Source organism: Cupriavidus necator (assembly GCF_013141915.1).
GTDB lineage: Bacteria > Pseudomonadota > Gammaproteobacteria > Burkholderiales > Burkholderiaceae > Cupriavidus > Cupriavidus necator_B.
In genome coordinates, this window is sequence record NZ_SROX01000002.1 from 315,886 (window position 1) to 340,711 (window position 24,826).

Annotated in this window: 22 protein-coding genes; 2 read left to right on the top strand and 20 right to left on the bottom strand. The window is 66.7% G+C overall.

Going from position 1 to position 24,826, the window contains the following annotated elements:
- Positions 1 to 3: 3 nt before the first annotated feature.
- The 8 genes from E5S69_RS06445 to E5S69_RS06480 all read right to left on the bottom strand — a co-directional run bounded on the left by E5S69_RS06445 (position 4) and on the right by E5S69_RS06480 (position 9,281).
- Positions 4 to 732: an amino acid ABC transporter permease gene (locus E5S69_RS06445; RefSeq protein WP_171514187.1), complete on the bottom strand. Its 729-nt coding sequence runs from the start codon at positions 730 to 732 to the stop codon at positions 4 to 6.
- Positions 733 to 795: 63 nt separating this feature from the next.
- On the bottom strand, positions 796 to 1,695 hold the full coding sequence (locus tag E5S69_RS06450; protein WP_171514188.1) for a glutamate/aspartate ABC transporter substrate-binding protein: 900 nt from the start codon (positions 1,693 to 1,695) through the stop codon (positions 796 to 798).
- A gap of 267 nt (positions 1,696 to 1,962) precedes the next feature.
- Positions 1,963 to 3,270: a Glu/Leu/Phe/Val family dehydrogenase gene (locus tag E5S69_RS06455; RefSeq protein WP_171514189.1), complete on the bottom strand. Its 1,308-nt coding sequence runs from the start codon at positions 3,268 to 3,270 to the stop codon at positions 1,963 to 1,965.
- A gap of 136 nt (positions 3,271 to 3,406) precedes the next feature.
- Complete coding sequence (locus E5S69_RS06460) at positions 3,407 to 4,351, bottom strand: LysR family transcriptional regulator (protein ID WP_171514190.1); 945 nt, start codon at positions 4,349 to 4,351, stop codon at positions 3,407 to 3,409.
- A 45-nt stretch (positions 4,352 to 4,396) separates the two neighbouring features.
- Positions 4,397 to 5,170: an ABC transporter permease gene (locus tag E5S69_RS06465; RefSeq protein WP_171514450.1), complete on the bottom strand. Its 774-nt coding sequence runs from the start codon at positions 5,168 to 5,170 to the stop codon at positions 4,397 to 4,399.
- A 15-nt stretch (positions 5,171 to 5,185) separates the two neighbouring features.
- Positions 5,186 to 6,043, bottom strand: a complete 858-nt coding sequence (locus E5S69_RS06470; protein WP_171514191.1) for an ABC transporter ATP-binding protein — start codon at positions 6,041 to 6,043, stop codon at positions 5,186 to 5,188.
- Positions 6,040 to 7,182, bottom strand: coding sequence for an ABC transporter substrate-binding protein (locus E5S69_RS06475; protein ID WP_171514192.1), 1,143 nt, complete (start codon positions 7,180 to 7,182; stop codon positions 6,040 to 6,042). The genes E5S69_RS06470 and E5S69_RS06475 overlap by 4 nt, the downstream gene beginning before the upstream one ends.
- Positions 7,183 to 7,382: 200 nt before the next feature.
- A complete protein-coding gene (locus tag E5S69_RS06480; RefSeq protein WP_171514193.1) occupies positions 7,383 to 9,281 on the bottom strand; it encodes an ABCB family ABC transporter ATP-binding protein/permease in 1,899 nt (632 codons plus the stop codon).
- A gap of 111 nt (positions 9,282 to 9,392) precedes the next feature.
- Here E5S69_RS06480 and E5S69_RS06485 point away from each other — a divergent pair, with 111 nt between their 5' ends.
- Positions 9,393 to 9,797 carry an acyl-CoA thioesterase gene (locus tag E5S69_RS06485; protein ID WP_063236959.1) on the top strand — a complete coding sequence of 135 codons (405 nt, stop codon included), beginning with the start codon at positions 9,393 to 9,395 and terminating at the stop codon, positions 9,795 to 9,797.
- Positions 9,798 to 9,966: 169 nt separating this feature from the next.
- On the opposite strand, the gene E5S69_RS06490 is transcribed toward E5S69_RS06485, so the two are convergent.
- The 6 genes from E5S69_RS06490 to clsB all read right to left on the bottom strand — a co-directional run bounded on the left by E5S69_RS06490 (position 9,967) and on the right by clsB (position 18,603).
- Positions 9,967 to 10,743, bottom strand: a complete 777-nt coding sequence (locus E5S69_RS06490) for an enoyl-CoA hydratase (RefSeq protein WP_171514194.1) — start codon at positions 10,741 to 10,743, stop codon at positions 9,967 to 9,969.
- Positions 10,744 to 10,820: 77 nt separating this feature from the next.
- Positions 10,821 to 12,020, bottom strand: coding sequence for an acetyl-CoA C-acyltransferase (locus tag E5S69_RS06495; RefSeq protein WP_171514451.1), 1,200 nt, complete (start codon positions 12,018 to 12,020; stop codon positions 10,821 to 10,823).
- Positions 12,021 to 12,040: 20 nt separating this feature from the next.
- Positions 12,041 to 14,464, bottom strand: a complete 2,424-nt coding sequence (locus E5S69_RS06500) for a 3-hydroxyacyl-CoA dehydrogenase/enoyl-CoA hydratase family protein (RefSeq protein WP_171514195.1) — start codon at positions 14,462 to 14,464, stop codon at positions 12,041 to 12,043.
- Between the two features lie 127 nt (positions 14,465 to 14,591).
- A complete protein-coding gene (locus E5S69_RS06505; protein WP_171514196.1) occupies positions 14,592 to 16,379 on the bottom strand; it encodes an acyl-CoA dehydrogenase C-terminal domain-containing protein in 1,788 nt (595 codons plus the stop codon).
- A 75-nt stretch (positions 16,380 to 16,454) separates the two neighbouring features.
- A complete protein-coding gene (locus E5S69_RS06510; RefSeq protein ID WP_062796770.1) occupies positions 16,455 to 17,045 on the bottom strand; it encodes a TetR/AcrR family transcriptional regulator in 591 nt (196 codons plus the stop codon).
- 346 nt (positions 17,046 to 17,391) lie between these two features.
- The gene (gene clsB, locus E5S69_RS06515; RefSeq protein ID WP_423766617.1) at positions 17,392 to 18,603 is read right to left on the bottom strand and encodes a cardiolipin synthase ClsB; all 1,212 of its coding nucleotides are present in this window, start codon (positions 18,601 to 18,603) and stop codon (positions 17,392 to 17,394) included.
- 234 nt (positions 18,604 to 18,837) lie between these two features.
- Here clsB and mobB point away from each other — a divergent pair, with 234 nt between their 5' ends.
- The gene (gene mobB / locus E5S69_RS06520) at positions 18,838 to 19,368 is read left to right on the top strand and encodes a molybdopterin-guanine dinucleotide biosynthesis protein B (protein WP_171514452.1); all 531 of its coding nucleotides are present in this window, start codon (positions 18,838 to 18,840) and stop codon (positions 19,366 to 19,368) included.
- A gap of 12 nt (positions 19,369 to 19,380) precedes the next feature.
- On the opposite strand, the gene E5S69_RS06525 is transcribed toward mobB, so the two are convergent.
- The 6 genes from E5S69_RS06525 to E5S69_RS06550 all read right to left on the bottom strand — a co-directional run bounded on the left by E5S69_RS06525 (position 19,381) and on the right by E5S69_RS06550 (position 24,816).
- Positions 19,381 to 20,163 (bottom strand): endonuclease/exonuclease/phosphatase family protein, encoded by a 783-nt coding sequence (locus tag E5S69_RS06525; protein WP_171514198.1) that lies wholly within the window; start codon positions 20,161 to 20,163, stop codon positions 19,381 to 19,383.
- Positions 20,160 to 20,651 carry a dihydroneopterin triphosphate diphosphatase gene (gene nudB / locus E5S69_RS06530; RefSeq protein WP_171514199.1) on the bottom strand — a complete coding sequence of 164 codons (492 nt, stop codon included), beginning with the start codon at positions 20,649 to 20,651 and terminating at the stop codon, positions 20,160 to 20,162. The genes E5S69_RS06525 and nudB overlap by 4 nt, the downstream gene beginning before the upstream one ends.
- A 103-nt stretch (positions 20,652 to 20,754) precedes the next feature.
- Positions 20,755 to 21,666, bottom strand: coding sequence for a hypothetical protein (locus E5S69_RS06535; RefSeq protein ID WP_171514200.1), 912 nt, complete (start codon positions 21,664 to 21,666; stop codon positions 20,755 to 20,757).
- 209 nt (positions 21,667 to 21,875) lie between these two features.
- Complete coding sequence (gene aspS / locus E5S69_RS06540) at positions 21,876 to 23,684, bottom strand: aspartate--tRNA ligase (protein WP_171514201.1); 1,809 nt, start codon at positions 23,682 to 23,684, stop codon at positions 21,876 to 21,878.
- Between the two features lie 65 nt (positions 23,685 to 23,749).
- Positions 23,750 to 24,463: a DUF502 domain-containing protein gene (locus E5S69_RS06545; RefSeq protein WP_171514202.1), complete on the bottom strand. Its 714-nt coding sequence runs from the start codon at positions 24,461 to 24,463 to the stop codon at positions 23,750 to 23,752.
- A gap of 14 nt (positions 24,464 to 24,477) precedes the next feature.
- Positions 24,478 to 24,816, bottom strand: coding sequence for an FmdB family zinc ribbon protein (locus tag E5S69_RS06550; RefSeq protein WP_171514203.1), 339 nt, complete (start codon positions 24,814 to 24,816; stop codon positions 24,478 to 24,480).
- Between the last annotated feature and the right edge of the window lie 10 nt (positions 24,817 to 24,826).

A 24,826-nucleotide genomic window follows, 5' to 3' on the forward strand; every position in this document is an offset into this window, starting at 1 on the left:
CCCTTACTTGCCGCCGATGAAGCCGGGCACGCGCGTGCGGGCCTCGACCCAGCGCATCAGCAGCATCACCGTGACGTTGATCAGCGCGTACATCAGCGTGACCGCGATGAACGATTCATACGGACGCGCGGTGTAGTCCACCAGCTGGCGCCCCTGCGCGGCCAGCTCAAGCAGGCCGATGGTCGACGCCACCGCCGAGTTCTTGAAGATGTTCAGGAACTCGGAGGTCAGCGGCGGCACGATCACGCGGAACGCCATCGGCAGCAGCACGTGGCGGTACGTCTGCGGCAGCGTGAAGCCCATCGCCAGGCCGGCGTTCTTCTGCCCGCGCGCCAGCGAGTTGATGCCCGAGCGCACCTGCTCGCAGACTCGCGCGGCGGTGAAGGTGCCCAGGCACAGCATCGCGGCCAGGAACTGCTGCGCGAACGGGTTCATCTGCTTGATTGCCTCGCCGCCGGGCAGCAGCTCGGGCATGACGAAATACCAGATAAACAGCTGCACCAGCAGCGGAATGTTGCGGAAGATCTCGACGTAGGTGGCGGCGATCCCCGACAGCCACTTGTTGGGCACGGTGCGCAGCACGCCGAGCACCGAGCCGATGACCAGGGCAATGACCCAGGACGAAAGCCCCAGCGCGAGCGTGACCTTCAGGCCGGAGATCATCCAGTCCAGGTAGGTCTCGTTCTGGGCGGCCTGCTCGAGGAAGACTCCCCAATGCCAGTTGTAGTTCATGTTGCGTCCTCAAAAAGAAACGGAAGGACATGCCTTCCGTTTCGCACTGCTGTCAACGGCAGGTCAGTCCAGCGCCTTGTCGTTCGGCGCCTTGATCAGCGCCTTCATGTCTTCGGACAGCGGGAAGTCCAGGTTCAGGCCCTTCGGCGGAACCGGTTGCATGAACCACTTGGTGTACAGCGTGTTGATCGAGCCGTCCTTCATCATGCCGGAGATCACGGTATCGGACAGCTTCTTGAACTGCGGGTCGTCCTTGCGGATCATGCAGCCATAGGACTCGCGCGATTGCGGCTTGCCCACCACGATCCAGTCGGCCGGGTTCTTGGCCTTGGCGCGTTCGCCGTACAGCAGCGCGTCGTCCATCATGAACGCGACCGCGCGGCCCGATTCCAGCGTCAGGAACGACTGGCCGTGGTCCTTGGTGCTGATGATGTTCATGCCCAGCTTCTGGTCGTCGTTCATCTTGCGCAGCAGGCGCTCCGACGTGGTGCCGGCGGTGGTGACGATGTTCTTGCCCTTCAGGTCGGCCCAGTCCTTGATGCCGGCGTCCTTCTTCACCATGATGCGCGTGCCGATGATGAAGATGGAGTTGGTAAAGCCGACCTGCTTCTGGCGTTCCAGGTTATTGGTGGTCGAGCCGCACTCGATGTCGATGGTGCCGTTCTGCAGCAGCGTGATGCGGTTCTGCGAGGTGATCGGGATTTCCTTGACCTGCAGGTTCGGCAGCTTCAGCTGGTCCTTGATGGCTTCCACGATCTTCATGTTGATATCGTAGGAATAGCCGACTTGCCGCACGCCGCCCAGGTTGTAGTTGAACGGAATCGACGACTCGCGCACGCCCAGCGTAATCACGCCGGTGTCCTTGATCTTCTTCAGCGTGCCCGTCAGTTGTTCGGCTGCCTGTGCCGTCCCGCACATCACGCCCCCGGCAATCATCAGGGCAGCCAACTTGGCAAAATTCATAACATCTCCTTGACCATGAAGAGAAAGCGGGATTCTAAGAATAAAACCCCCACTGGTGAAACAGTATTGCGCAGCATCCGCCGCAATACAACTGGGTTTTCTCCTAGAACCCGACTTCGGGGCAATCCGTGCGCACTGCGTCCGGATACGACAACGCGGTCTCCGGCGCTTGCCGGAGACCGCGTCTGACGGTCACGAAGCCAGCGGACCAGGGCGATTATTGCACCGCACCATACCAGTGCCTCGCCCCGGTCCCTACTGCCCCGATCAGGGGTACAGGCCGCGCATCTCGCGCGCCTGCAGGATCCGCGTACAGGCCACGATGAACGCCGCCGTGCGCAGCGTCACCTTGTTTTCCTGTGCCACCTGCCAGATTGCCCGGAAGGCTTCTTGCATGATCCGTACCAGGCGCTGGTTGATCTCTTCCTCGGTCCAGAAGAAGCTGGAGAAGTCCTGCACCCATTCGAAGTAGGACACGGTCACGCCGCCCGCGTTGGCGATCACGTCCGGGCAGACCAGGATATTGCGCTCGCGCAGGATGTCATCGGCCTGCGGCGTGGTCGGGCCGTTGGCGCCCTCGATCACCAGCTTTGCCGTGATCTTCGGCGCGTTTTCGGCGGTAATCTGGCCTTCCAGCGCGGCCGGGATCAGGATGTCGCAGTCGACTTCCCAGAACTGCTCGGTACGCAGGACTTCGCCGCGGAAGCCTTCGATGGTGCCGCTGTGCGAGGCATATTCCATCATCGCCGGCACATCCAGGCCGGCCGGGTCGAACAGCGTGGTGCGGTGGTCCTGCACCGCGACCACCTTGGCGCCGGCCTCATGGAACAGCTTGGCGGCCACGGCGCCCACGTTGCCGAAGCCTTGCACCGCCACGCGCGCGCCCTTGACCTCGAGGCCGATATTGCGCGCGGCCTCGGAGCCGACCACGAACACGCCCCGGCCGGTGGCCTCGTGCCGGCCCAGCGAGCCGCCCAGCGAGATCGGCTTGCCGGTCACGACGCCGGTCGCGGTGCTGCCCGAGTTCATCGAATAGGTGTCCATCATCCACGCCATCACCTGTGCGTTGGTGTTGACGTCGGGCGCCGGAATGTCCTTGCTCGGCCCGATGATGATGTTGATTTCGCTGGTGTAGCGGCGCGTCAGCCGTTCCAGCTCGGCGTGCGACAGCGTGCGCGGGTCGACGCGGATGCCGCCCTTGGCACCGCCGTACGGCACGTTGACCGCCGCGTTCTTCACCGACATCCAGGCCGACAGCGCCATCACCTCGGACAGGGTCACGTCCTGGTGGAAGCGCACGCCGCCCTTGCCCGGGCCGCGCGACAGGTTGTGCTGCACCCGGTAGCCCTCGAAATGGGCGATGGTGCCGTTGTCGAGCTCGATGGGAACGTCGACGACCATCGCGCGCTTGGGGCGCTTCAGGGTCTCGACCCAGCGCGCCAGCGAACCCAGGTAGGGCGTGACGCGGTCGACTTGCTGCAGGTAGATGCCCCAGGGGCCGAGGTTGTCGGCGTTGAGGTAAGACGGAAGTGCGTGCTTTTGGCCAGCAATGTTGGTCGGTGCTGCGGAAGACATCGGGTGGGTTTCCGGGGTGGAAGATGGGCGCAAGCTTAGGCTCGGGCCACGGTCGGAATCCAATGCCGTTTGGTCATCAGGTTATGCAAGCCTTGCATAACCCTGCGGGAAACGCGCGAGCGATCCGGCGCAGGCGCTAGCTTGCCGACAACGTCGACCACACCTGGTCCACCAGTTGTCGCTTGCGCCGGGCCCCGGCGCGCCGCTCGCCGCCGTTCTCGCCCGGCTTCTCGCGGTACAGGCGGATCTCCATGTCGATCGATAGCGGCAGCCCGCGCGCCGACTCGGCCCGCACCAGCCGCCCCGCCGCGACATCTTCGCGCACCGCGCTTTCAGGCAGGAAGGCCATGCCATGGCCCGACAGCGCCATCACCTTGAGCGCCTCGGCCATATCGGTCTCGTAGCATTTATCGAGCTTGAGCGCCTCGGCGGTTTCGGCCAGCAGCAGGTCGACCATGCGGCCCAGGAAGGCGTTGGGCGTATAGCTGAGGAAGGGCACCGGCTTCTTGTCGGTGCCCGGCAGCCGGAACTGCGGCTTGCCGGCGGAGTCCGGCACGCTGTAGGGCGACAGCCGTTCAGTCCCCAGCACCAGCATGTCGTACCGCGCCGGATCCAGCTGGATCGCCTGGCGCGCGTGATGGTAGACCATCACCAGGTCGCAGCCGCCCTCGACCAGCATCAGCACCGCGTCATGGACGTTGAGCGCGCGCAGCCGGCACGGCAGCGTGCCAAGCCTGCGCTCCAGCGCCTTGAGCCACTCCGGAAAGAAGGTCAGTGACAGCGTGTGCGGCACCGCGAATTCCAGCACCTGCGCGTTGGCCGAGCGCTGGCCGCGCATCAGCGCGCGGGTCTCGCTGACCTGCGCCAGCATGGCCAGCGCCTGCTCGTAGAACACCTTGCCTGCCGGGGTCAGGCTAGTGGGATAGCTCGAGCGGTCGATCAGCTCGGTGCCGACCCACGCCTCCAGCGACTGGATGCGGCGCGAAAACGCCGGCTGCGTGACGTGGCGCAATTCGGCCGAGCGCGAGAAGCTGTGCGTCTCGGCCAGGCTGACGAAGTCTTCAAGCCATTTGATTTCCATGACGCGGATTATCCACCGGCGCGCGGCGGTTCGCCACCTGCGGGCTCAGCCGCGGTGGGCCCAGCCGGTCATGCGCTTCTCGACCACCGCGAACAGCTCGTACATCGCCATGGCCATCACCGCGATCACCACCAGGCCGGCAAAGGCCAGCGGCATCTTCATGGCGGAGCCGGCCGACACCAGCAGGTAGCCGATGCCCTCGTTGGCGGCACTCATCTCCGACACCGTGGTGCCGACAAAGGCCAGCGTGATCGCGACCTTGAGCGAGGCGAAGAAATACGGCAGCGCGCGCGGCAGGCCGACCTTGAACAGCACGTCGCGCCGCTTGGCGCCCAGCACGCGCAGCACGTCTTCCAGTTCCGGCTCCAGCGTGGCCAGCCCGGTGGCGATGTTGACCATGATCGGGAAGAACGAGATCAGGAACGCGGTCAGGATGGCCGGGCCGGCGCCGAGCCCGAACCACACCACCAGGATCGGCACGAAGGCGGCCTTGGGCAGCGCGTTGAAGGCGGTCATCAGCGGATAGCCGGCGGCATACAGCAGCCGCGACGAGCCCATCGCCAGCCCGAGCAGCACGCCCACGCCGATAGCCACGCCGAAGCCCACCATGGTGGTCCAGAAAGTGCGCCACGCATGGCCGGCGATCACGTCCGCGTATTCCACCAGCGCGGCCACGATGGCAGACGGTGTCGGCAGGATGAAGTCCGACACGTCAAAGGCCATGCACGCGCCTTGCCACAGCAGCAGCACCACGGCCAGGAGCAGCCATGGCGCCACGCGCTGCACACGGCGCTCCTGCGCGGAATTCAGGGTCATCATCATTGTCGTCTTGCCTCAGTGTTGGCGCACATGGCCGATCTTCTCGCGCAGCGCGTGCACCAGTTCGGCAAAGGGCTCGGTATAGGTCAGCTCCAGATCGCGAGGCCGCGGCAGGGCGATCTCCTTGCGCAGCAGGATCCGGCCGGGGCGCTGGCTCATCACGTAGACCGTGTCGGCGAGGAATACGGCCTCGCGCAGGTCGTGCGTGACCAGGATCACGTTGAAGCGCTGTGCCTGCCACAGGTCGCGCAGGACGCACCACAGTTCCTCGCGCGTAAAGGCGTCGAGCGCGCCAAAGGGCTCGTCCAGCAGCAGCATGCGCGGCTGGTGGATCAGCGCGCGGCAGATCGACGCGCGCTGCTGCATGCCGCCCGAGAGCTGCCACGGGTATTTGTCCTCGTAGCCGCCCAGGCCCACGGTATGCAACAGCCGGCGAGCGCGGTCCACATACTCGTCGCGCCGCGCGCGCAGCGTCGAACGGTAGGGCTCGACGATCTCCAGCGGCAGCATCACGTTGTCGAGTGTGGTGCGCCACGGCAGCAGCGTGGGCGACTGGAACGCCATGCCAACCTGCTTGAGCGGCCCGCTTACCTTCTGCCCCGCAATCTTCACGATGCCGCGCGTGGCGGGCCGCAGCCCTGTGGCCAGCTTCATGAAGGTGGACTTGCCGCAGCCAGACGGGCCGACGATGGCGATGAACTCGCCCGGCGCGGCCTGCAGCGACAGGTCTTCCACGGCGAACTCGCCCTCGCGCGCGAGCGCGTCGTCATAGGCCAGCCAGACCCGGTTGAACTCGACGAAGGGCGCCGCGGCCGCGGCATTCGCGGCACCGCCACCGCTGGCGGGCATGCTGTCAGCCAGGCGCGTCATCATCGCAGCACATCCAGTTCGCCCGCGCTCGGCAGGTACGCGTCGGTCCACAGCGCATCCGCGTTAATGCGGCCCCTCGTGCCAAAGGCATCGGCCACCTGCGAGGCCATCAGCGACAGGCGCGGCTTGCTGACGCGGCCAAAGCCCTCGGCCCTGGCGTCGGGCGACCTGACCACGCTGTCCAGCGCCAGCTTGAGCCGGCGCGTTTCCAGCTTCTCGTCGATGATGCCGTCGCGCGCCTTGAGCGCCCGGATGCCCTCTTCCGGCCGCGCGATCACGTCGCGCGCCGACTTGCTGAAGGCGCGCAGGAAGGCCTTTACCGCCTCCGGGTTCTTCTTGATGAATTCCTCGGACGCGATCACGGCGTTGCCATACAGCTTTACGCCAAACTGGGGATACGGCAACACCACGATGTCCTCGTCCTTCACGCCCCGCGCATTCAGGTTCAGGATCGACGTGAACGAAAATCCGGTGATGGCATCGAGGTCGCCGCGCACCAGCATGGTTTCGCGCAGCGTCGGGTCCATCGCCTGCCAGGTGAACGCCGATGCCTGCAGACCGTTGGCCCTGGCGAAGATCGGGAAGGCGCGGCGGCCGGCGTCGAACACCGGTGCGCCCATGCGCTTGCCGGCCAGGTCCTTCGGCGCGCGGATGCCTGATTTCTTCAGCGCCAGAATGGCCGCGGGCGTGTTGTTGTAGACCATCATCACGGCCACCGGCTTGTTCCTGGCGTCGGAGTTGTTGCCGTAGAACTCCATCACCGACGACATGTCGGCGAAGCCCATGTCATAGGTGCCCGAGGCCACGCGGTTGACCACGTTGCCCGAGCCATTGCCGGCATCGATCGAGACGTCGAGTTTTTCGGCCTTGTAGTAGCCCTTCTGCTCGCCTAGCAGGAACAGGGCCGCCGGACCTTCGAAGCGCCAGTCAAGCTGGAACCGGACCTTGGTGGGCGCAGCCTGCGCATGCGCTGCGCCGGCGAATTGTGTCGACAGCACCAGGCTGGTGCCGAGCATGGCGCCGAGCTTCAGCAGGCGGCGGCGTGCGGCAGCGTGCGCAGGGCGCGCACCGATCTCGCCAGCGCTCTCGCTGGCAGCAGTCAAAACGCCGGGCGGCAGCAGCGCAGCGCGGGATTGGGGCATGGCATCTCTCCGTGGACAAGGATCTCGGAGGGGTTGGTCCGCAAGGGACATGCCAGCTTTCCAGGCCCTGTTTCAGGGCGGCCCCGTGCGCGATTGTCGAACCAGAAACGGGCACGGCGATTGCCGCAGCGGCATCGTCGGCAACGATTGCCGACAATGCGCGCCGCGCCGGGGTGCAAGCCGGCGCAGCGGATAACGGCTCAGGCGTCCTGGGTGGCGTCGCCCACGTCGAGCGCGAGCGCTTCGGCACCAGCCGCGTCGCCGCCCTTGGCGGCGGCGCGTGCCTGGATGTCCCACATCTCGGCATAGCGCCCGCCCGCGCGCATCAGTTGCGCATGGGTGCCACGCTCGACGATGCGGCCGTGGTCCATTACCAGGATCTGGTCGGCATGGACCACGGTGGAGAGCCGGTGCGCGATCAGCAGCGTGGTGCGGTTCTGCGCCAGGCGCATCAGCTCGGCCTGGATCGCCTGCTCGGTGCGCGAATCCAGCGCCGAGGTGGCCTCGTCGAATACCAGCACCGGCGGGTTCTTCAGCAGCGTGCGCGCGATTGCCACGCGCTGCTTCTCGCCGCCCGACAGCTTGAGGCCGCGCTCGCCCACGGGCGTGTCGTACCCTTGCGGCAACTCGCGGATAAAGGCGTCGATCTGCGCCGCCTGCGCCGCCGCGATGACTTCGTCGCGGGCCGCGTCCGGGCGGCCGTAGGCGATGTTGTAGTAGATGCTGTCGTTGAACAGCACGGTGTCCTGCGGCACGATGCCGATGGCGCGGCGCAGGCTGTCCTGCGTAATCGCGCGGATGTCCTGGCCGTCGATCTCGATGGCGCCGCCGCCCACATCGTAGAAGCGGAACAGCAGCCGCGCCAGCGTCGACTTGCCCGAGCCGCTGTGCCCGACCACCGCGGTGGTGGTGCCCGCCGCGATGGTGAAGTCCACGCCGTCCAGGATGGTACGGTCCGGCTCGTAGCCGAACCGCACGTCGCGGAAGCGCACCTGGGCGCCGCTGACCCGCAGCGGCGGCGCGCCCGGCGCGTCGGCCACCTCCTGGTGCGTGCCCAGCAGTACGAACATGCGGTCCATGTCGGTGGTGGCCTGCTTGATCTCGCGGTAGATCACGCCGAGGAAATTCAGCGGGATATAGAGCTGGATCATCAGCGTGTTGACCAGCACCAGGTCGCCCAGCGTCAGCTTGCCGTCGACCACGCCGACGGTGGCGCGCCACAGGATCAGGATCAGGCCGACGGCAATGATGGCCTGCTGGCCGAAGTTCAGGAACGACAGCGAGTTCTGCGAGCGGATCGCCGCGGTGCGGTACTTGCGCAGGTTCTCGTCGTAGCGCTGCGCCTCGTAGGCTTCATTGCCGAAGTACTTGACAGTCTCGAAGTTCAGCAGCGAATCGATCGCCTTCTGGTTGGCGCGCGAGTCGAGTTCGTTCATGCGGCGGCGGAAGTGCGTGCGCCATTCCGTCACCACGATGGTGAAGACGATATAGCCGACCAGCGCGCAGCCGGTAATGGCCGCGAACCAGATGTCGTAGTGGAGGATAAAGAAGCCGATCACCAGCGCCATTTCCACCAGCGTGGGCAGGATGCTGTACAGCGAATACGAGATCAGCGACTGGATGCCGCGCGTGCCGCGCTCGATGTCGCGGCTCATGCCGCCGGTCTGGCGGTCCAGGTGGAAGCGCAGCGACAGCGCATGCAGGTGCTCGAATACCTGCAGCGCAATCTCGCGCACGGCGCTCTGCGTGACCTTGGAAAAGAGGATTTCCCGCAACTCGGTGAACAGCGTCGCCGACAGGCGCAGCATGCCGTAGGCGACGATCAGCCCGACCGGCACCGCCAGCAGCGCGCGCGGGTCGCCTGCCGTGAGGTTCATGCTGTCGATCAGCCGCTTCATCAGTACCGGCACGCCCAGGTTGGCCACCTTTGCCGCCACCAGGCAGGCCAGCGCCAGCATCACGCGCCACTTGTAGTGCCAGACATAGGGCAACAGGTTGCGCACGGTCTGCCAGTCGCTGCGGGGGGCGCGCTGGCCGGGAAAGAGCTTGACCGAGGCGGGGTCGGGGGCCTGCTCGGCGGTCGTGGAATAGCGGCGCATACGATAGAATTCGGGCCAATGCGCGATTGTCGCAGAGTTCGCATGACGTGGCAGGCGAAGGGTTTTTTACGCCGTGCCCGCCCCCACTTCCGTTGTCCACCCTACCGCCTCATGAACGCTCCCCACACCGTCCCCGCCTTGCCCGCCGGCAAGAATCCCGCACTGCGCGTGGTACCGATGCCCGCGGACGCCAACGTACATGGCGACGTGTTCGGCGGCTGGATCATGGCGCAGGTGGATATCGCCGGGTCCATCCCGGCGGTCGAACGCGCGCAGGGGCGCGTGGCCACCGTCGCGGTCAATTCCTTCCTGTTCAAGCACCCGGTGTTCGTTGGCGACCTGGTGAGTTTCTACGCCGATATCGTCAAGACCGGGCGTACCTCGATCACGGTCGAGGTTGAGGTCTATGCGCAGCGCATGCGGCACAGCAACGAGATCGTCAAGGTGACGGAGGCAACGCTGACCTATGTCGCGACGGACGAGTCGCGGCAGCCGCGGGTGTTGCCGACGGCCTGAGGCAATAGCCGTTCTCCCCTCTGCCAGAGGGAGAGGGGCGGGGGAGAGGGCCCCGCCTCCACGAAGTGAGGCGCCATCGTACTTGCCATGCGCCGGCCCTCTCCCCCAGCCCCTCTCCCGCAAGCGGGAGAGGGGAGCAATCGAGCGGGATTGGAACCGACGCGGCCCCTCACGCAAACCTCGAAAAATCCGGCTTCCGCTTCTCGAAGAACGCGCTGAACGCCTCTTTCGCTTCCGGCGCCACCAGCATGCGCCGGAACACCGCGCCCTCGTCGGCCATCTGCTTTTCCACTTCGGCCAGCGCGCCCGATTTCATCAGCCGCTTGGTCTCGCGCAGCGACGAAGCCGGCAGCGCCGCCAGCTTGCGCGCCTGCGCCAGCGCAAAGTCATGCAGTTCGGCCACCGGCAGCACACGCGTCACCAGGCCGATTTCCAGTGCTTCTTGCGCGCTGAAGGCCTCGCCCAGCAGCAGCTTTTCGGCGGCGCGCTGGTATCCCACCAGCCGCGGCAGCAGCAGGCTGGATGCGGCCTCGGGGCACAGGCCCAGCTGCACGAATGGCAGCGACAGCTTGGCTGTGTCGGAGGCATAGACCAGGTCGCAATGCAGCAGCATGGTGGTGCCAACGCCGACCGCGGCACCGCTGACCGCCGCGACGATCGGCTTACTGGCATGGCTGATCTGGTACAGGAACTGGAACACCGGGGCCGGTTCGGCGCCCTCGCCCGCGGTGGGCGGACGCTGCATGAAATCTTCCAGGTCGTTGCCGGCGGTAAAGATCTCGGGCTGGCCCTGCAGCAGGATCGCGCGCACGTCGGGATTGGCCTCGGCCGAGCGCAGCGCGTCCGCCAGCGCCTGGTACATCGCCGCGGTGATGGCGTTCTTCTTGTCGAGGCGGTCGAACTGAAGCGTCAGGATGCCCTGGTCGATGCGGATGCGGATGCTCATGGTCTCCTCGTCTTGGTATGCAGGCATGAGCCCGCGGGCCGCAGCTGCGCAGCCCCCGGGCCATCATGCCGCGGCGCTCAGATGCGTTCGAAAATGCCGGCGGCGCCCATGCCCGTGCCGACGCACATGGTGACCATGCCGTACTTCAGGCTATGACGGCGCAGCGCGTGCACCACCGTGGCCGAGCGGATCGCGCCGGTGGCGCCCAGCGGGTGGCCCAGCGCGATCGCGCCGCCCATGCGGTTGACCTTGGCGGGGTCGAGCTGCAGGTCGCGCATCACCGCCAGCGACTGCGCGGCGAAGGCCTCGTTCAGCTCGATCCAGTCGAGCTGGTCCTGGCTCAGTCCGGCCGCCTTCAGGGCAGCTGGGATCGCTTCCTTGGGGCCGATCCCCATAATCTCGGGCGGCACGCCACGCACCGCGAACGAGACGAAGCGCGCCAGCGGCACCAGGTTGAACTGCTTCAGGATCTTCTCCGAGACCAGGATCAGCGCACCGGCGCCGTCCGAGGTCTGCGAGCTGTTGCCGGCGGTCACGCTGCCCTTGTTGGCAAACACCGGCCGCAGCTTGCCCAGGCCCTCGAGCGACGTATCCGGGCGCGGACCCTCGTCCAGCGCGACGGTGCGGGTCTTCACGCTGACCTGGCCGCTGGCGAGGTCGGGGAAGCGCTCGACGGTCTCGACCGGCGTGATCTCGTCGCGGAACTCGCCCGCCTGCTGCGCGGCGATGGCCTTCTGGTGCGAGGCCAGCGAGAACGCGTCCTGGTCCTCGCGGCTGACCTGCCACTGCTGCGCCACCTTCTCGGCGGTCAGGCCCATGCCGTAGGCAATGCCCACGTTCTCGTCGCGGCTGAAGATCTCCGGCGACATCGACGGCGAATTGCCCATCATCGGCACCATGCTCATCGATTCCACGCCGGCGGCGATCATCACGTCGGACTCGCCCACGCGGATGCGGTCGGCGGCCATCGCCACCGCGCTCAGGCCCGAGGCGCAGAAGCGGTTGACGGTAATGCCGCCGACGGTATTGGGCAGGCCGGACAGCAGCGCGCCGATGCGCGCCACGTTGAGGCCCTGCTGTGCTTCCGGGATGGCGCAGCCGACGATGGCGTCTTCGATCAGCTTCGGGTCCAGGTTCGGCACCTGTGCCACCGCGGCCTTCAGGATGGTGGCCAGCAGGTCGTCCGGGCGCGTGTGCCGGAACGCGCCCTTGGGGGCCTTGCCGATCGCCGAGCGGGTGGCCGCAACGATGTATGCGTCTTGCAGTTGTTTCATGATGTCGGTTCCTCGCTTGCCATTTAGTTGCGCACCGGCTTGCCGGTCTGCAGCATGCCCATGATGCGCTCCTGCGTCTTGCCGGTGCCGAGCAGGTCGACGAAGGCCTTGCGCTCCAGCGCCAGCAGCCATTCCTCGCTGACCAGCGCGCCGGCCTCGACATCGCCGCCGCACACCACTTCGGCAATGCGCGCGGCGATCAGGAAATCGTGCGCCGAGATAAAGCCGCCGTCACGCATGTTGACCAGCGAGGCCTTGATGGTGGCCACACCGGAACGGCCGGCAACCGGGATCAGCGTCGGCAGCGGCGCGCGGTAGCCGGCGTCGGCCAGCGCACGCACGGTGTTCTGCGCCACGTACAGCAGCTCATGCACGTTGAAGACGATCTGGTCGGACGGCTGCAGGTAGCCCATCTGGCGCGCTTCCAGCGCCGAGGCCGAGACCTTGGCCATGGCCGCGCTCTGGAAGCGGCTGGTCAGGAACTGCAGGTAGTTGGTGCTGCCCGCGGCCTGTGCAGCGCGCGCGGCCGCCAGCGCCGCTTCCTTCAGGCCACCGCCAGCGGGCACCAGGCCGACACCGACTTCAACCAGGCCGATATAGGTTTCCAGCGCGGCCACGCGCGCGGCGGAGTGCAGCATCAGTTCGCAGCCACCGCCCAGCGCAATGCCCGACGCCGCCGACACCACCGGTACCGAGGCATACTTCACGCGCATCATGCCGTCTTGGAATTTCTTCACGAACGGCTCGATGCCCTTGGCGCCGCCCATCATGAAGGCGGGCATCGCCGCTTCCAGGTTGGCGCCCGCGGAGAACGGGCCGCCCGGCGCGCCCAGCTGCAGCGAGGTCGGCTGCCATACCACCAGGCCCTTGTAGCCGGCTTCGGCCAGGTCGATGGCGCGGGTCAGGCCGTCGATTACGTCCGGACCGATGGTGTTCATCTTGCTCTTGAACGAGACCACCAGCACATCGTCCTGGCCCTCGCTCACCCAGATGCGCACCGCGTCGTTCTCTTCGACGGTGCGGCCAGCCTTGCGCGGATCGGCGGCGGCACTGCCCTGCAGCGCAGCGCGGAAAGCCTGGCGCTGGTACACCGGCAGCGTGCTGCGCGCGACGAACGACTGCGTCGCGGGCGACCACGAACCTGCCGCCGTGTGCACGCCCTGGTTGTCGGCCACCGGGCCGGAGAACACCCACGCCGGCAGCGGCGCGCCCGACAGTGCCTTGCCACCGTCGACGTCCTCCTTCACCCACTCGGCCACCTGTTTCCAGCCGGCCGCCTGCCAGTCCTCGAACGGGCCCGAATTCCAGCCGAAGCCCCAGCGGATCGCCAGGTCGATGTCGGCGGCCGAACCGGCGATCTGCTCGAGGTACACGGCGATGTAGTGGAACACGTCGCGGAACACCGCCCACAGGAACTGCGCCTGCGGGTTGGTCGACTCGCGCAGCAGCCGGATGCGCTCGGCCGGTTCCTTCTTGAGCATGCGCACCACGATCTCGTCGGCCTTCTTGCCGGCATCGACGTACTGTCCGGTGCTGGCGTCGAGCACCTTGATGGCCTTGCCTTCCTTCTTGTAGAAGCCGGCGCCGGTCTTCTGCCCCAGCGCACCCGCGTCGACCAGGCTCTTGAGCACGGCCGGGGTCTTGTAGAACGGCGCGAACGGGTCGTCCTGCAGGTTGTCCTGCATGGTCTTGATCACGTGCGCCATGGTGTCCAGGCCGACCACGTCCGCGGTGCGGAAGGTGGCGGACTTGGCGCGGCCCAGCTTGGCGCCGGTCAGGTCGTCGACCACGTCGAACGGGATGCCGAACTTCTCGGCCTCGGCAAACACCGCCAGGATCGAGAAGATGCCGACGCGATTGGCAATGAAGTTGGGCGTGTCCTTGGCGCGCACCACGCCCTTGCCGAGCGTGGTGGTCAGGAACGCTTCCAGCTGGTCGAGGATCTGCGGCTGCGTGGTCGCGGTCGGGATCAGCTCGACCAGGTGCATGTAGCGCGGCGGGTTGAAGAAATGGACGCCGCAGAAGCGGGACTTCAGGTCGTCGTCGAATCCATTGGACAGCTCAGTGATCGACAGCCCGGAGGTGTTGGTGGCGAAGATCGCGTGCGAGGCCAGGTGCGGCGCGACCTTCTTGTACAGGTCGTGCTTCCAGTCCATGCGCTCGGCAATCGCCTCGATCACCAGATCGCATTGCTGCAACAGGGCGATGTCGTCTTCGTAGTTGGCGGCCTGGATCAGGCTGGCCTCTTCCTTGAGGCCAAGCGGCGCGGGCGACAGCTTCTTCAGGTTCTCGATGGCGCGCAGCGCGATGCCGTTCTTCGGGCCTTCCTTGGCGGGAAGATCGAACAGCACCACGGGCACGCGCGCGTTGATCAGGTGGGCGGCAATCTGCGCGCCCATGACGCCGGCACCCAGCACGGCGACTTTCTTGACGATGAAATTGGACATGCGCGCTCCTAGGTCAGTGAGCGTTGAGGTAAGAGTCAGGACACGCTTCCAGTGCTTGTGGTGTGCTCCCCTCTCCGCTAGCGGGAGAGGGGAGCACACTAGCGGCCAGGGAAGCCGCCCTGGCAAATCAGAACAGGTCTGCGTCCAGCGCCATCAGCGACGCCGAACCCGCGCGCGCCTTGCGGATCTCGGCGGCCGTTTCCGGCTGCAGCTTGGCAAAGTAGAAGCGCGCGGTGGCCAGCTTGGCGGTGTAGAACTTGTCGCCGCTGCCCTGCTTCTCCAGCGCGACCTTGGCCATGCGGGCCCAGAAGTAAGAGAACACCAGGTGGCCCACTACACGCAGGTATGGCACCGCGGCAGCGCCGACTTCGTCGGCATTGCCCATCGCCTTCATGCCGATTTCCATGGTCAGCTTCTGCACCTTGTCGCCCAGGTCGGCCAGCGGGTTGATGAATTCCTGCATGGCTTCATTGGTGCCTTCGGCCTCGACGAAGTCCTGCACGATCTTGCCGAAGGCCTTCATCTTCGCGCCCATGTCGCCCAGGATCTTGCGGCCCAGCAGGTCCAGCGCCTGGATGGTGTTGGTGCCTTCGTAGATCATGTTGATGCGCGCGTCGCGCACGTATTGCTCCATGCCCCATTCGGAGATGTAGCCATGGCCGCCAAACACCTGCATGCCCTCGTTGGTGGCGGTAAAGGCGTTGTCGGTCAGGAAGGCCTTGATCACCGGCGTCAGCAGCGCGACCAGGTCGCCGGCCTGCTTGCGCACGGCCTCGTCCGGATGCGACAGCTCGCGGTCGATCTGCAGCGCGGTCCAGTAGCTGAATGCGCGGCCGCCTTCGGCGTAGGCGCGCTGCGTCAGCAGCATGCGGCGCACATCCGGATGCACGATGATCGGGTCGGCGGCCTTCTCGGGCGCCTTCGGGCCGGTCAGCGAGCGCATCTGCAGGCGGTCCTTGGCGTAGGCGACCGAGTTCTGGTACGCCACCTCGGTCAGGCCCAGGCCCTGCGCGCCCACACCCAGGCGCGCGGCATTCATCATCACGAACATGGCGTTCAGGCCCTTGTTGGCCTCGCCCACCAGCCAGCCGCGCGCGCCGTCGAGGTTCATCACGCAGGTGGCGTTGCCGTGGATGCCCATCTTGTGCTCGATCGAGCCGCACTGGATGCCGTTGCGCTCGCCGGGGTTGCCGCTGGCGTCGGGGATGAACTTCGGCACCACGAACAGCGAGATGCCCTTGGTCCCACCCGGTGCGTCCGGCAGTCGGGCCAGCACCAGGTGGATGATGTTTTCGGCCAGGTCGTGCTCGCCGGCGGAGATGAAGATCTTGGTGCCGGTGATCAGGTAGGAACCGTCAGCTTGCGGCTCGGCCTTGGAACGCAGAATGCCGAGGTCAGTGCCGCAGTGCGGCTCGGTCAGGCACATGGTGCCGGTCCAGACGCCGGACACTAGCTTGGGCAGGTAAGTCTGCTGCAGATCGGGCGTGCCGTGTGCATGCAGGGCCTCATAGGCCCCGTGCGACAGCCCGGGGTACATGGTCCAGGCCTGGTTGGCCGAGTTCAGCATCTCGTAGACCACGTTGTTGACCACGATCGGCAGGCCCTGGCCACCGTAGGCCGGATCGCACGCCAGTGCCGGCCAGCCGGCCTCGACATATTGCTGGTAGGCTTCCTTGAAGCCCGTGGGCGCCTTGACCACGCCGTCGCCGGCGTAGGTGCAGCCTTCGCGGTCGCCCACCTGGTTGAGCGGGAACACCACGTCCGCGCAGAACTTGCCGGCTTCCTCGATGACCTGGTTGATGGTGTCCGCGTCGATGTCCGCGTGCGGCGGCATCGCCTTGAGTTCGGCTTCGGCGCCGAGCAGTTCATGGAGCACGAACTGCATGTCGCGCAACGGTGCGGTGTACTGGCCCATCAGAGACTCCTTGGAGTTGTGCGATGCCGCCACGCCGCCCGTCCCGCTTGCGCGCAACGGCCTGACCGGGCGACCTCAGGTACGGTAAGACTGAATCAGTTTGTTGAGCGCGACCATGGCAAGCTCGGCGCTGTCAGGCAGGCGCAGGAAACGGGCGTCATGATGCAAGCCTAGTTCAAGGCTGTACATCTCGAACAGCATCAGGCGCGGATCGCAATCCGCGCGCAAATGGCCCTCTTCCTTGGCCTGGTTGATGGCGCGGTTCAGCGCTGCGCGCCAGATCGTGACGCTCTTGACCAGCTCGTCACGCACCAGGCTGCCGGCGCGGTCGTCGTACTCCACGGCGCCGCTGATGTAGATGCACCCAGTCGTCACTTCCTGGATGCGCTTCTCCATCCAGCGCCGCACCATCGACCACAGCCGGGGCAGTCCGCGCGGCTCCTGCAGCGAGGGATAGAACACCTCCTGCTCGAACCGGCGGTGATACTCCCGCACCACCTCTACCTGCAGGTCCTCGCGCGAACCGAAATGCGCGAAGACACCGCTCTTGCTCATCTGCATGCGTTCCGCGAGCAGGCCGATGGTCAGACCTTCGAGCCCGTCGCGGGACGACAATTCCAGTGCGGCATCCAGAATCGCCACGCGCGTCATCTCGCCCTTGCGCATGGGCGAGGGGGACGAAGCGGCGGATTCGAGACGGGCTGACTGGTGTCGCATGTTTTTTCTCCGTTCTGCGGGGCCTGCTGCGGCCCCGCGTATGACCCTGACGTTTCATTCATTGCTTGCGGCCGACCGGCGGATTTGCCGGTGCATACCGCGAATGCACGCAGTCTAAGCCAAAAAAGAACGGTCGTTCAGATTATTCTGGCGCGGCACTTGGCCATCAAGCTTTTAATTAGACCGCTGTTTCTAAACGGACTGCAATGCAGCATGTCCGCGAGCGACCGTGCCGCAACCGCTGCAGCGTTCGCGTTGCCGCATGGCAGCAAACGCACACCGCCCGCCGGCCGCTTCAGTAGCGGCCCGTAACGCCGGCGATGATCACGCCAAGCCGCAGCAGCATATAGGCCGCCCAGTTGGCCAGCCGGTGCAGCGGCGAGCGCCGCGCATGCACGTCGGGCAGCACCCTTACGCTCTGGTGTGCAATGGCCCGCTCCAGCGCTGCGCGCAGTTCAGCGGCGAAGGCCGCATCATAAACGGCAATGTTGGCCTCGCGCGCGAGCAGCAGGCTGAAGGGGTCCATATTGCTCGACCCTACCGTGGCCCAGGCCTCGTCCACCACGCCGACCTTGGCGTGCAGGAAGCTCTCGGCGTACTCGTAGATCTCGACGCCAGCCTCCAGCAACGACGCATAGAGCGCATGGGTGGCGTAGTGCTGCAGCCGATATTCGACCATGCCCTGCAGCAGCAGCCGCACGCGCACGCCGCGCTCGCGGCAGGCCAGCAATGCGCGCCGCATCTTGTGGCCGGGCAGGAAGTAGGCGTTGGCCAGGATCACGTCATGACGTGCGGCGCCCAGCGCGCGCAGGTATTCGCGCTCGATGGTGCGGCGGTTGCGCAGGTTGTCGCGCAGCAGCAGCGCGGCGCGGATCCCGCCGGTCGCCTCCGGGCGCGGCGGCAGGTCGGTCACCAGCGGGTATTCGGCGACCGCGGCGGCGCGCTCGCTGCCACGCGCCTCGCGCAGCGACAGCCGCCACCAGAGCCGCTCGGACGACAGCGCAATGCGGTCCACCAGCGGCCCGCTGACCTGCACCGCGAAGTCGTAGCGCGGCCCCAGGTTGGCGCCTTCGAAGGGGCCGTGGTTGTGGTCGTCGATGATGTTGATGCCACCGACAAAGGCGACCTCGCGGTCGATCACGGCGACCTTGCGGTGCAGCCGGCGCAGGTGGCGCCGGGCCAGGCGGAAGCCGCGCAAGGCGCGGTAGACGCGCAGCCGCACGCCACCCGCGCGCAGCCGCTCGGCCAGCTGCGCGGGCATGTCGCCGGCGCCGAAGCCGTCCACCGTCACGCGCACCGGGACCCCGCGCGCGGCGGCACGGATCAGCGCGTCGGCGACGGCGCGGCCGACCTCGTCGTCGGCGTAGATGTAGGTTTCCAGCATGACCTGGAACGCGGCCTGGTCGATTGCGGCGATCAGCGCGGGAAAGAAGTCCTTGCCGCCGTGCAGCAGCCGCACCGTGTTGCCGGTGGTGGGCTTGCCGCGGCGCCAGGCCCAGCGCAGCATGTGGTGGCGATAAGGCAGTTCGCCGGTGGTGGCCGTGTCATGCACCGGGGCGTCTGCAGCCTGGGCAGAGTAGGAGATCCGTGACATGCCGTGATTATCGGACAGTTTGCCGCGCGCAAAGGCGCCGCCTGCACATTGGCGTGCGGAACTCTGCTATCGTCGATGCCGATGCCTGCCCGTCGGCACAAGCCCGTGCGCGCAGGCAAACTCCCGACGCCCCCTACGGAAACCATGGTGAAGGTATTCGGCATTACCGGTTCGTCCGGCAGCGGCAAGACCACGTTGCTGGACCAGCTCATCCCCTGCTTTGTCGATGCCGGCCTGCGCGTGGCCGGCGTCAAGCACACCCACCACGGCTTCGATCCGGATACGCCTGGCAAGGATTCGTGGCGCATGCGCGCGGCCGGCTGCGCCAACGTCGTGCTGGTCGGCGCGCGCCACCTGACACTGATGCGCCATTACCCGGAAGCCGTGCCGTCGCCCGAACTGGACGATGCGCTCGCGGTGCTGCCGCCTGACACCGACCTGGTGCTGGTGGAAGGGTACAAGCGCAGTGATTTCCCCAAGCTGGAGGTTTTCCGCCCCGCGCTGGGCCGTGCGCCGTTGTGGGACGAGGTGCCGGGCGTAGTGGCGGTTGCGACCGATGACCCCGCCGCCGTCGCCGCCATGACCACGCTGCCGGTGCTGGACCTGAACGACGCGCCGGCGGTGTTCACGTTTATCCGCGACTACCGCGTGCCCGGCCGCGACGGCGGCGCGGGCTGAGTCAAACCGGCCTCAGGCGGCCTTGTCCGCGGTCGCGTCCCGCTCCACCATCCCGCCCAGCGGATGACCCAGTTCCGCCACCAGCGGCACGTGATCGGAGCGTTGCGCCCAGTCTCGGCCGGTCAGCGCGTGGGCGCGCTCGATCTCGTAGCCACGCACATAGATCCGGTCGAGCTGCCACCACGGCATATGGCTCGGGAAAGTATGCAGCCGCGCGCCGCGCGCGTGCGAGGCCTCGACCGCGCCCAGCGTATTGCAGATCTGCGCATCGAGCCGGTGGTTCCAGTCGTTGAAGTCGCCGGCGATCACCAGCGGCATGCCGGCCGGCACCACGTTGCGCACGCGCTCCACCAGCGCCTCGGCCTGGCGCGCGCGGCTGCGCGCGAACAGGCCGAAGTGCACGCAGATCAGGTGGGTCTCGACGCCGTGCACATCCGCCACCGCGTGCAGCAGCCCGCGCTGTTCGAACCGGTGATCGGAAATATCGAGGTTTTCGGACATCAGGATCGGATGGCGCGACAGGATCGCGTTGCCGTGATGGCCGTAGTCGTAGACCGCATTGCGGCCGTAGACCGAATGCGGATAAGCGTCGGTGGCCAGGTAGTTGAGCTGGGTATGTTCCGGGTCGAACAGCGCCGCGGCCACCAGCCGGTCGTTGCGGTCCTGCACTTCCTGCAGGAAGACGATGTCCGCATCCATCGCATGCAGGCCGGCGCGCACGTTCTGGATGCGCGGGCGCCGCGAGATGCCGGTCACCCCCTTGTGAATGTTGTAGGTGACCACGCGCAGCTTCATGGCTGCCCCCCGAATGCCAGCTGCCTGCTGGCAACGTCGCTAACGGCCCCGGCGCGCCAGCCGAGCTGGCGTATGGCTTCTGCATTGCTGCTGGAGAAGCATTGCCGCGCCGCCAGTTCCCACGGCAGCCACTTGTATTGCAGGTGCTCGCGTGGCGCCAGCGTCACCGGCAGCGCCTCGGCCACGCGCAGGCCGAACCAGTGCTCGGTATTGCGCGTCACGCCTTCGGCGTAGCGGTGGCGCCACTGCGGGTAGATGTCGTACTGGATGGCATGGCCCCAGTCGGTGAGCTGGTGCTCGCCGGCGATGATGCCGGTTTCCTCCGCCACTTCGCGCGCGGCGGTCAGGGCCAGCGGTTCGTCCAGGGTGTCGAGGCTGCCGGTGACGGACTGCCAGAACCCCGGTCGATCGGCGCGTTCCAGCAGCAAGACTTGAAGATCTGGCGTGTAAATCACCACCAGCACGGATTCCGGGATCTTGTAGGACATGGGTCTGGACCAAAGGACAAACCCAAGGATAGCGCAGGCGCGCGCGCTTGCCACGGGAAAGCGCCGCGCCGCCTGCTTGCGGGCGCAGCGCCCGCACGCCGGATCAGGCCGCGTTGCGCGCGCCGTGCATGGTATGCGGGGCCAGGTACGGCTCGGTGTTGCCGTGGCGCTGCCAGGTGTCGAACACTTGCGGCGAGTCGCCATGGCCCCAGGCCGCGCGCAGCTGGTCCATCAGCGGCGCCAGCGCCTGGCGGTAGCGCCTGGACGCGCCATGCGCATGCGCGGCCAGGGCCTCGGCGCGTTGCCGCGCCTCGCCTTGCACCCGCATGCGCTCCTGCGCGATTTCCTTCTCGCGCTGGCCCAGCGTGTTGTACTTCTGGATCAGGAAGCGCTGGTAATCGCCGCCATCCACGCCCTGGGCCGCCTGCGCGTTGACCTGCTCGAAGCGCAGTACGATGCTGCCGGTTTCCTGCTCGATATGGGCAGCCTCGGCGTCCAGCGCCTGCAGCGCCTCGTGCACGCGCTGGGCGTCGCGGCGCAGCGCCTGCACTTGCGCGGCCTCGTCCTCGAACACGCGCTGCGCATCGAGGTAGGCCTGCACCACCGGTTGCGGCGCCACCACCAGCAGCGGATCGGCGCCATCGGCACGCTGGCCGGCCAGCAAGGCGTCATCGGCCAGGCGCAGATTGCCCAGTTCATCGAGCCAGCGGCCGCGCGTCATCACCACGCCGACGGTGTCCAGTGCGAGGCGGCGCAGGGCTTCGGCGCGCTGCATCTCGACCGGCTCGGCCACCGCCTGGGGCGACGCAGCCTGCACCGCATGGGCGATATCCGGCACGCAGGCGGCCACGGTGGTGGCCACCGATTCTGACATGGCCAGCGCCGCGCGGCGCTGGGCGCGGCGCAGCTCGAAACGAGCCAGCAGCATCATGATCAGTCCCGCCGCCAACCAGGTCAGGATGGTTTCCTGGTGGGCCAGCAGGAACTGGCGGATGAGTTCGGTATCCAGGGTCATGTTCACGAATTTCCTCCCGTGTGCCGGGAACCTTCATGACAGGGTTCCTCGGCAAATTGCGTGTCAAAGGAAGAAGACCCGCCTGGCGCTGCCTTCGTTCCGACCGGTAACAAATCGAAACCAATGCGCGGGGGCGCGGATGTTGCGCATCAAGCAAAAAAGCCGCGCAATCGCGCGGCTTTTTTGCGGACCAGACGACCCGGAACCGGTCAGGCGTTGGGCTTGGGCTCGGCGGTGCGCAGGCGGATATGCAGCTCGCGCAGTTGCTTCTCGTCGACCGAGCTCGGCGCCTGCGTCAGCAGGTCCTGGGCGCGCTGGGTCTTCGGGAACGCGATCACGTCGCGGATCGAGTCGGCGCCAGCCATCATGGTGACGATGCGGTCCAGGCCGAAGGCCAGGCCACCGTGCGGAGGCGCGCCGTACTGCAGTGCGTCGAGCAGGTAGCCAAACTTGGCGCGGGCTTCCTCGTCGTTGATGTTGAGCGCGCGGAACACCTTGCTCTGGATGTCCGAACGGAAGATCCGCACCGAGCCGCCGCCCATTTCCCAGCCGTTCAGCACCATGTCGTAGGCCTTGGCCAGGCACTTGCCCGGATCGGTCTCCAGGTACTCCATGTGCTCGTCCTTGGGGCTGGTGAACGGGTGATGCATCGCCACCCAGCGCGCGTCTTCCTCGTCGTACTCGAACATCGGGAAGTCGACCACCCACAGCGGCTTCCAGGCGTCCTCGAACAGGCCGCTGGCCTTGCCGAAATCCGAGTGGCCGATCTTCAGGCGCAGCGCGCCGATCGAGTCGTTGACCACCTTGGCCTTGTCGGCGCCGAAGAAGATGATGTCGCCGTCCTGCGCGCCGGTGCGCTTCAGGATCTCGGCAATGGCGGCGTCGTGCAGGTTCTTGACGATCGGCGATTGCAGGCCATCGCGGCCCTTGGCCACTTCGTTGACCTTGATCCAGGCCAGGCCCTTGGCGCCGTAGATGCCGACGAACTGGGTGTAGGCGTCGATCTCGCCGCGCGAGATGGCACCGCCGCCCGGCACGCGCAGGCCGACCACGCGGCCGTTGTCGCTGTTGGCGGGGCCCGAAAACACCTTGAAGTCGACGTCCTTCATCACCTCGGTCAGCTCGGTGAATTCCAGCTTGACGCGCAAGTCAGGCTTGTCCGAGCCGAAGCGCGCCATGGCCTCGCGGAACTCCATCACCGGGAATTTCGCGTCGAGGTCGACATCGATGGCGTTCTTGAACACCGTGCGCATCATGTCCTCGAACAGGTCGCGGATCTCCTGCTCGGTCAGGAACGAGGTTTCGCAGTCGATCTGCGTGAATTCCGGCTGGCGGTCGGCGCGCAGGTCTTCGTCGCGGAAGCACTTGGTGATCTGGTAGTAGCGGTCGAAGCCCGACACCATCAGCATCTGCTTGAAGATCTGCGGCGATTGCGGCAGCGCGAAGAAGTGGCCCGGGTTCACGCGCGACGGCACCAGGTAATCGCGCGCGCCTTCGGGCGTGCTCTTGCCCAGCATCGGCGTCTCGATGTCGATAAAGCCCTGGGCGTCGAGGAACTTGCGCACTTCCATCGCCACCTTGTAGCGCAGACGCAGGTTGTACTGCATCTGCGGGCGGCGCAGGTCCAGCACGCGGTGCGTCAGGCGCGTGGTTTCCGACAGGTTGTCGTCATCGAGCTGGAACGGGGGCGTGACCGACGGGTTCAGCACGGTCAGCTCATGGCACAGCACCTCGATCTTGCCCGAGGTCAGGTTGGCGTTTTCGGTGCCGGCCGGGCGCGGGCGCACCTTGCCGGTGATGCGGATGCAGAACTCGTTGCGGATCTCTTCCGCGGCCTTGAACATCTCGGGGCGATCCGGATCGCATACCACCTGCACCAGGCCCTCGCGGTCGCGCAGGTCGATGAAGATCACGCCGCCATGGTCGCGGCGGCGCTGGACCCAGCCGGTCAGGGCCACTTCCTGGCCCGAGAATTGTTCGGTCACCAGACCGCAGTAGTGAGTACGCATGGAGGACATAAGGAGATTCCCGGTAAAACGCGGCTGCCCGATTGTATCGGGCAGCCCGTGATCAGTTTGGAGGCTCAAGGATCGGTCGTCTCGACCGGTTCCTCGCTGCTGGCCCTGCCGGCCGGATGGGCGGGGACCGCCGGCCGGGGGGCGCTGCCGTTCTTGCGCGGCAATTCCGCCGGTGCCACCACGCCCATCGAGACGATGTACTTGAGCGCGGCGTCGACGGTCATGTCGAGTTCGATGGTGTCGGCCTTGGGCATCATCAGGAAGAAGCCCGAGGTCGGATTGGGGGTGGTCGGCACGTACACGCTGACGTATTCGCCCTGCAGGTGGTTCTGCACGTCGCCGCCGGGGCGACCGGTCAGGAACGCGATGGTCCACGAGCCTTCGCGCGGGTACTGCACCAGCAGCGCCTTGCGGAAGGCATTGCCGGAGGATGACAGCAGCGTGTCCGAAACCTGCTTGACGCTGGTGTAGATCGGCCCCACCACGGGGATATGGCCCAGCAGCGCTTCCCACCAGCGCACCAGGCGCTGGCCGATAAAGTTATGCGCCAGCAGGCCGACCAGCAGGATGAACAGCAGCGTCAGGATGGCGCCGAGGCCGGTCACGCGCTTGCCGAACATCAGCCGGTCCGGGCGCCAGGCCTCTGGCAGCAGCGCCAGGCTCTGGTCCATCGTGCCGATGATCAGGCTGAGCACCCACAGCGTGATGCCCAGCGGCACCAGTACCAGGAGCCCGGTCAGGAACCAGGTTTTGAGGGCGGAAGTCTTCTTGGCGACCACGGCGCGGGTCCGGCTCAGTGGCAGGCGCAGGCGCTGCCGCAACCGCCGGCGGCCGGCGCCGCGGCAGCCGTGCTGCCCGACGATTCAGCCGCCGCCGGGGCGCTGGCGCTTGCCTCGGCCGCACCGCCGGTGGCGCTGGCGGCCGCTGGCGCGGCGGCGCCGCCGCTGCCGCCGCGGAAGTCGGTCACGTACCAGCCCGAGCCCTTGAGCTGGAAGCCGGCAGCGGTCAGCTGCTTCTTGAACGCGCCGGCGGCGCCGCAGGACGGGCAGTCGGTCAGCGGGGCATCGCTCATTTTCTGCAGCACATCGCGCCCGTGGCCGCAGGCGTCGCAACGGTAGGCATAGATCGGCATGGTGTTATTT

What these genes read in the sequence shown, in the direction of transcription:
- E5S69_RS06445 (WP_171514187.1), bottom strand. Translation starts at nt 732, where the DNA reads ATGAACTACAACTGGCATTGGGGAGTCTTCCTCGAGCAGGCCGCCCAG.
- E5S69_RS06450 (WP_171514188.1), bottom strand. Translation starts at nt 1,695, where the DNA reads ATGAATTTTGCCAAGTTGGCTGCCCTGATGATTGCCGGGGGCGTGATG.
- E5S69_RS06455 (WP_171514189.1), bottom strand. Translation starts at nt 3,270, where the DNA reads ATGTCTTCCGCAGCACCGACCAACATTGCTGGCCAAAAGCACGCACTT.
- E5S69_RS06460 (WP_171514190.1), bottom strand. Translation starts at nt 4,351, where the DNA reads ATGGAAATCAAATGGCTTGAAGACTTCGTCAGCCTGGCCGAGACGCAC.
- E5S69_RS06465 (WP_171514450.1), bottom strand. Translation starts at nt 5,170, where the DNA reads ATGATGACCCTGAATTCCGCGCAGGAGCGCCGTGTGCAGCGCGTGGCG.
- E5S69_RS06470 (WP_171514191.1), bottom strand. Translation starts at nt 6,043, where the DNA reads ATGATGACGCGCCTGGCTGACAGCATGCCCGCCAGCGGTGGCGGTGCC.
- E5S69_RS06475 (WP_171514192.1), bottom strand. Translation starts at nt 7,182, where the DNA reads ATGCCCCAATCCCGCGCTGCGCTGCTGCCGCCCGGCGTTTTGACTGCT.
- E5S69_RS06480 (WP_171514193.1), bottom strand. Translation starts at nt 9,281, where the DNA reads ATGCGCCGCTATTCCACGACCGCCGAGCAGGCCCCCGACCCCGCCTCG.
- E5S69_RS06485 (WP_063236959.1), top strand. Translation starts at nt 9,393, where the DNA reads ATGAACGCTCCCCACACCGTCCCCGCCTTGCCCGCCGGCAAGAATCCC.
- E5S69_RS06490 (WP_171514194.1), bottom strand. Translation starts at nt 10,743, where the DNA reads ATGAGCATCCGCATCCGCATCGACCAGGGCATCCTGACGCTTCAGTTC.
- E5S69_RS06500 (WP_171514195.1), bottom strand. Translation starts at nt 14,464, where the DNA reads ATGTCCAATTTCATCGTCAAGAAAGTCGCCGTGCTGGGTGCCGGCGTC.
- E5S69_RS06505 (WP_171514196.1), bottom strand. Translation starts at nt 16,379, where the DNA reads ATGGGCCAGTACACCGCACCGTTGCGCGACATGCAGTTCGTGCTCCAT.
- E5S69_RS06510 (WP_062796770.1), bottom strand. Translation starts at nt 17,045, where the DNA reads ATGCGCAAGGGCGAGATGACGCGCGTGGCGATTCTGGATGCCGCACTG.
- clsB (WP_423766617.1), bottom strand. Translation starts at nt 18,603, where the DNA reads ATGCTGCGCTGGGCCTGGCGCCGCGGCAAGCCCACCACCGGCAACACG.
- E5S69_RS06525 (WP_171514198.1), bottom strand. Translation starts at nt 20,163, where the DNA reads ATGAAGCTGCGCGTGGTCACCTACAACATTCACAAGGGGGTGACCGGC.
- nudB (WP_171514199.1), bottom strand. Translation starts at nt 20,651, where the DNA reads ATGTCCTACAAGATCCCGGAATCCGTGCTGGTGGTGATTTACACGCCA.
- E5S69_RS06535 (WP_171514200.1), bottom strand. Translation starts at nt 21,666, where the DNA reads ATGACCCTGGATACCGAACTCATCCGCCAGTTCCTGCTGGCCCACCAG.
- aspS (WP_171514201.1), bottom strand. Translation starts at nt 23,684, where the DNA reads ATGTCCTCCATGCGTACTCACTACTGCGGTCTGGTGACCGAACAATTC.
- E5S69_RS06550 (WP_171514203.1), bottom strand. Translation starts at nt 24,816, where the DNA reads ATGCCGATCTATGCCTACCGTTGCGACGCCTGCGGCCACGGGCGCGAT.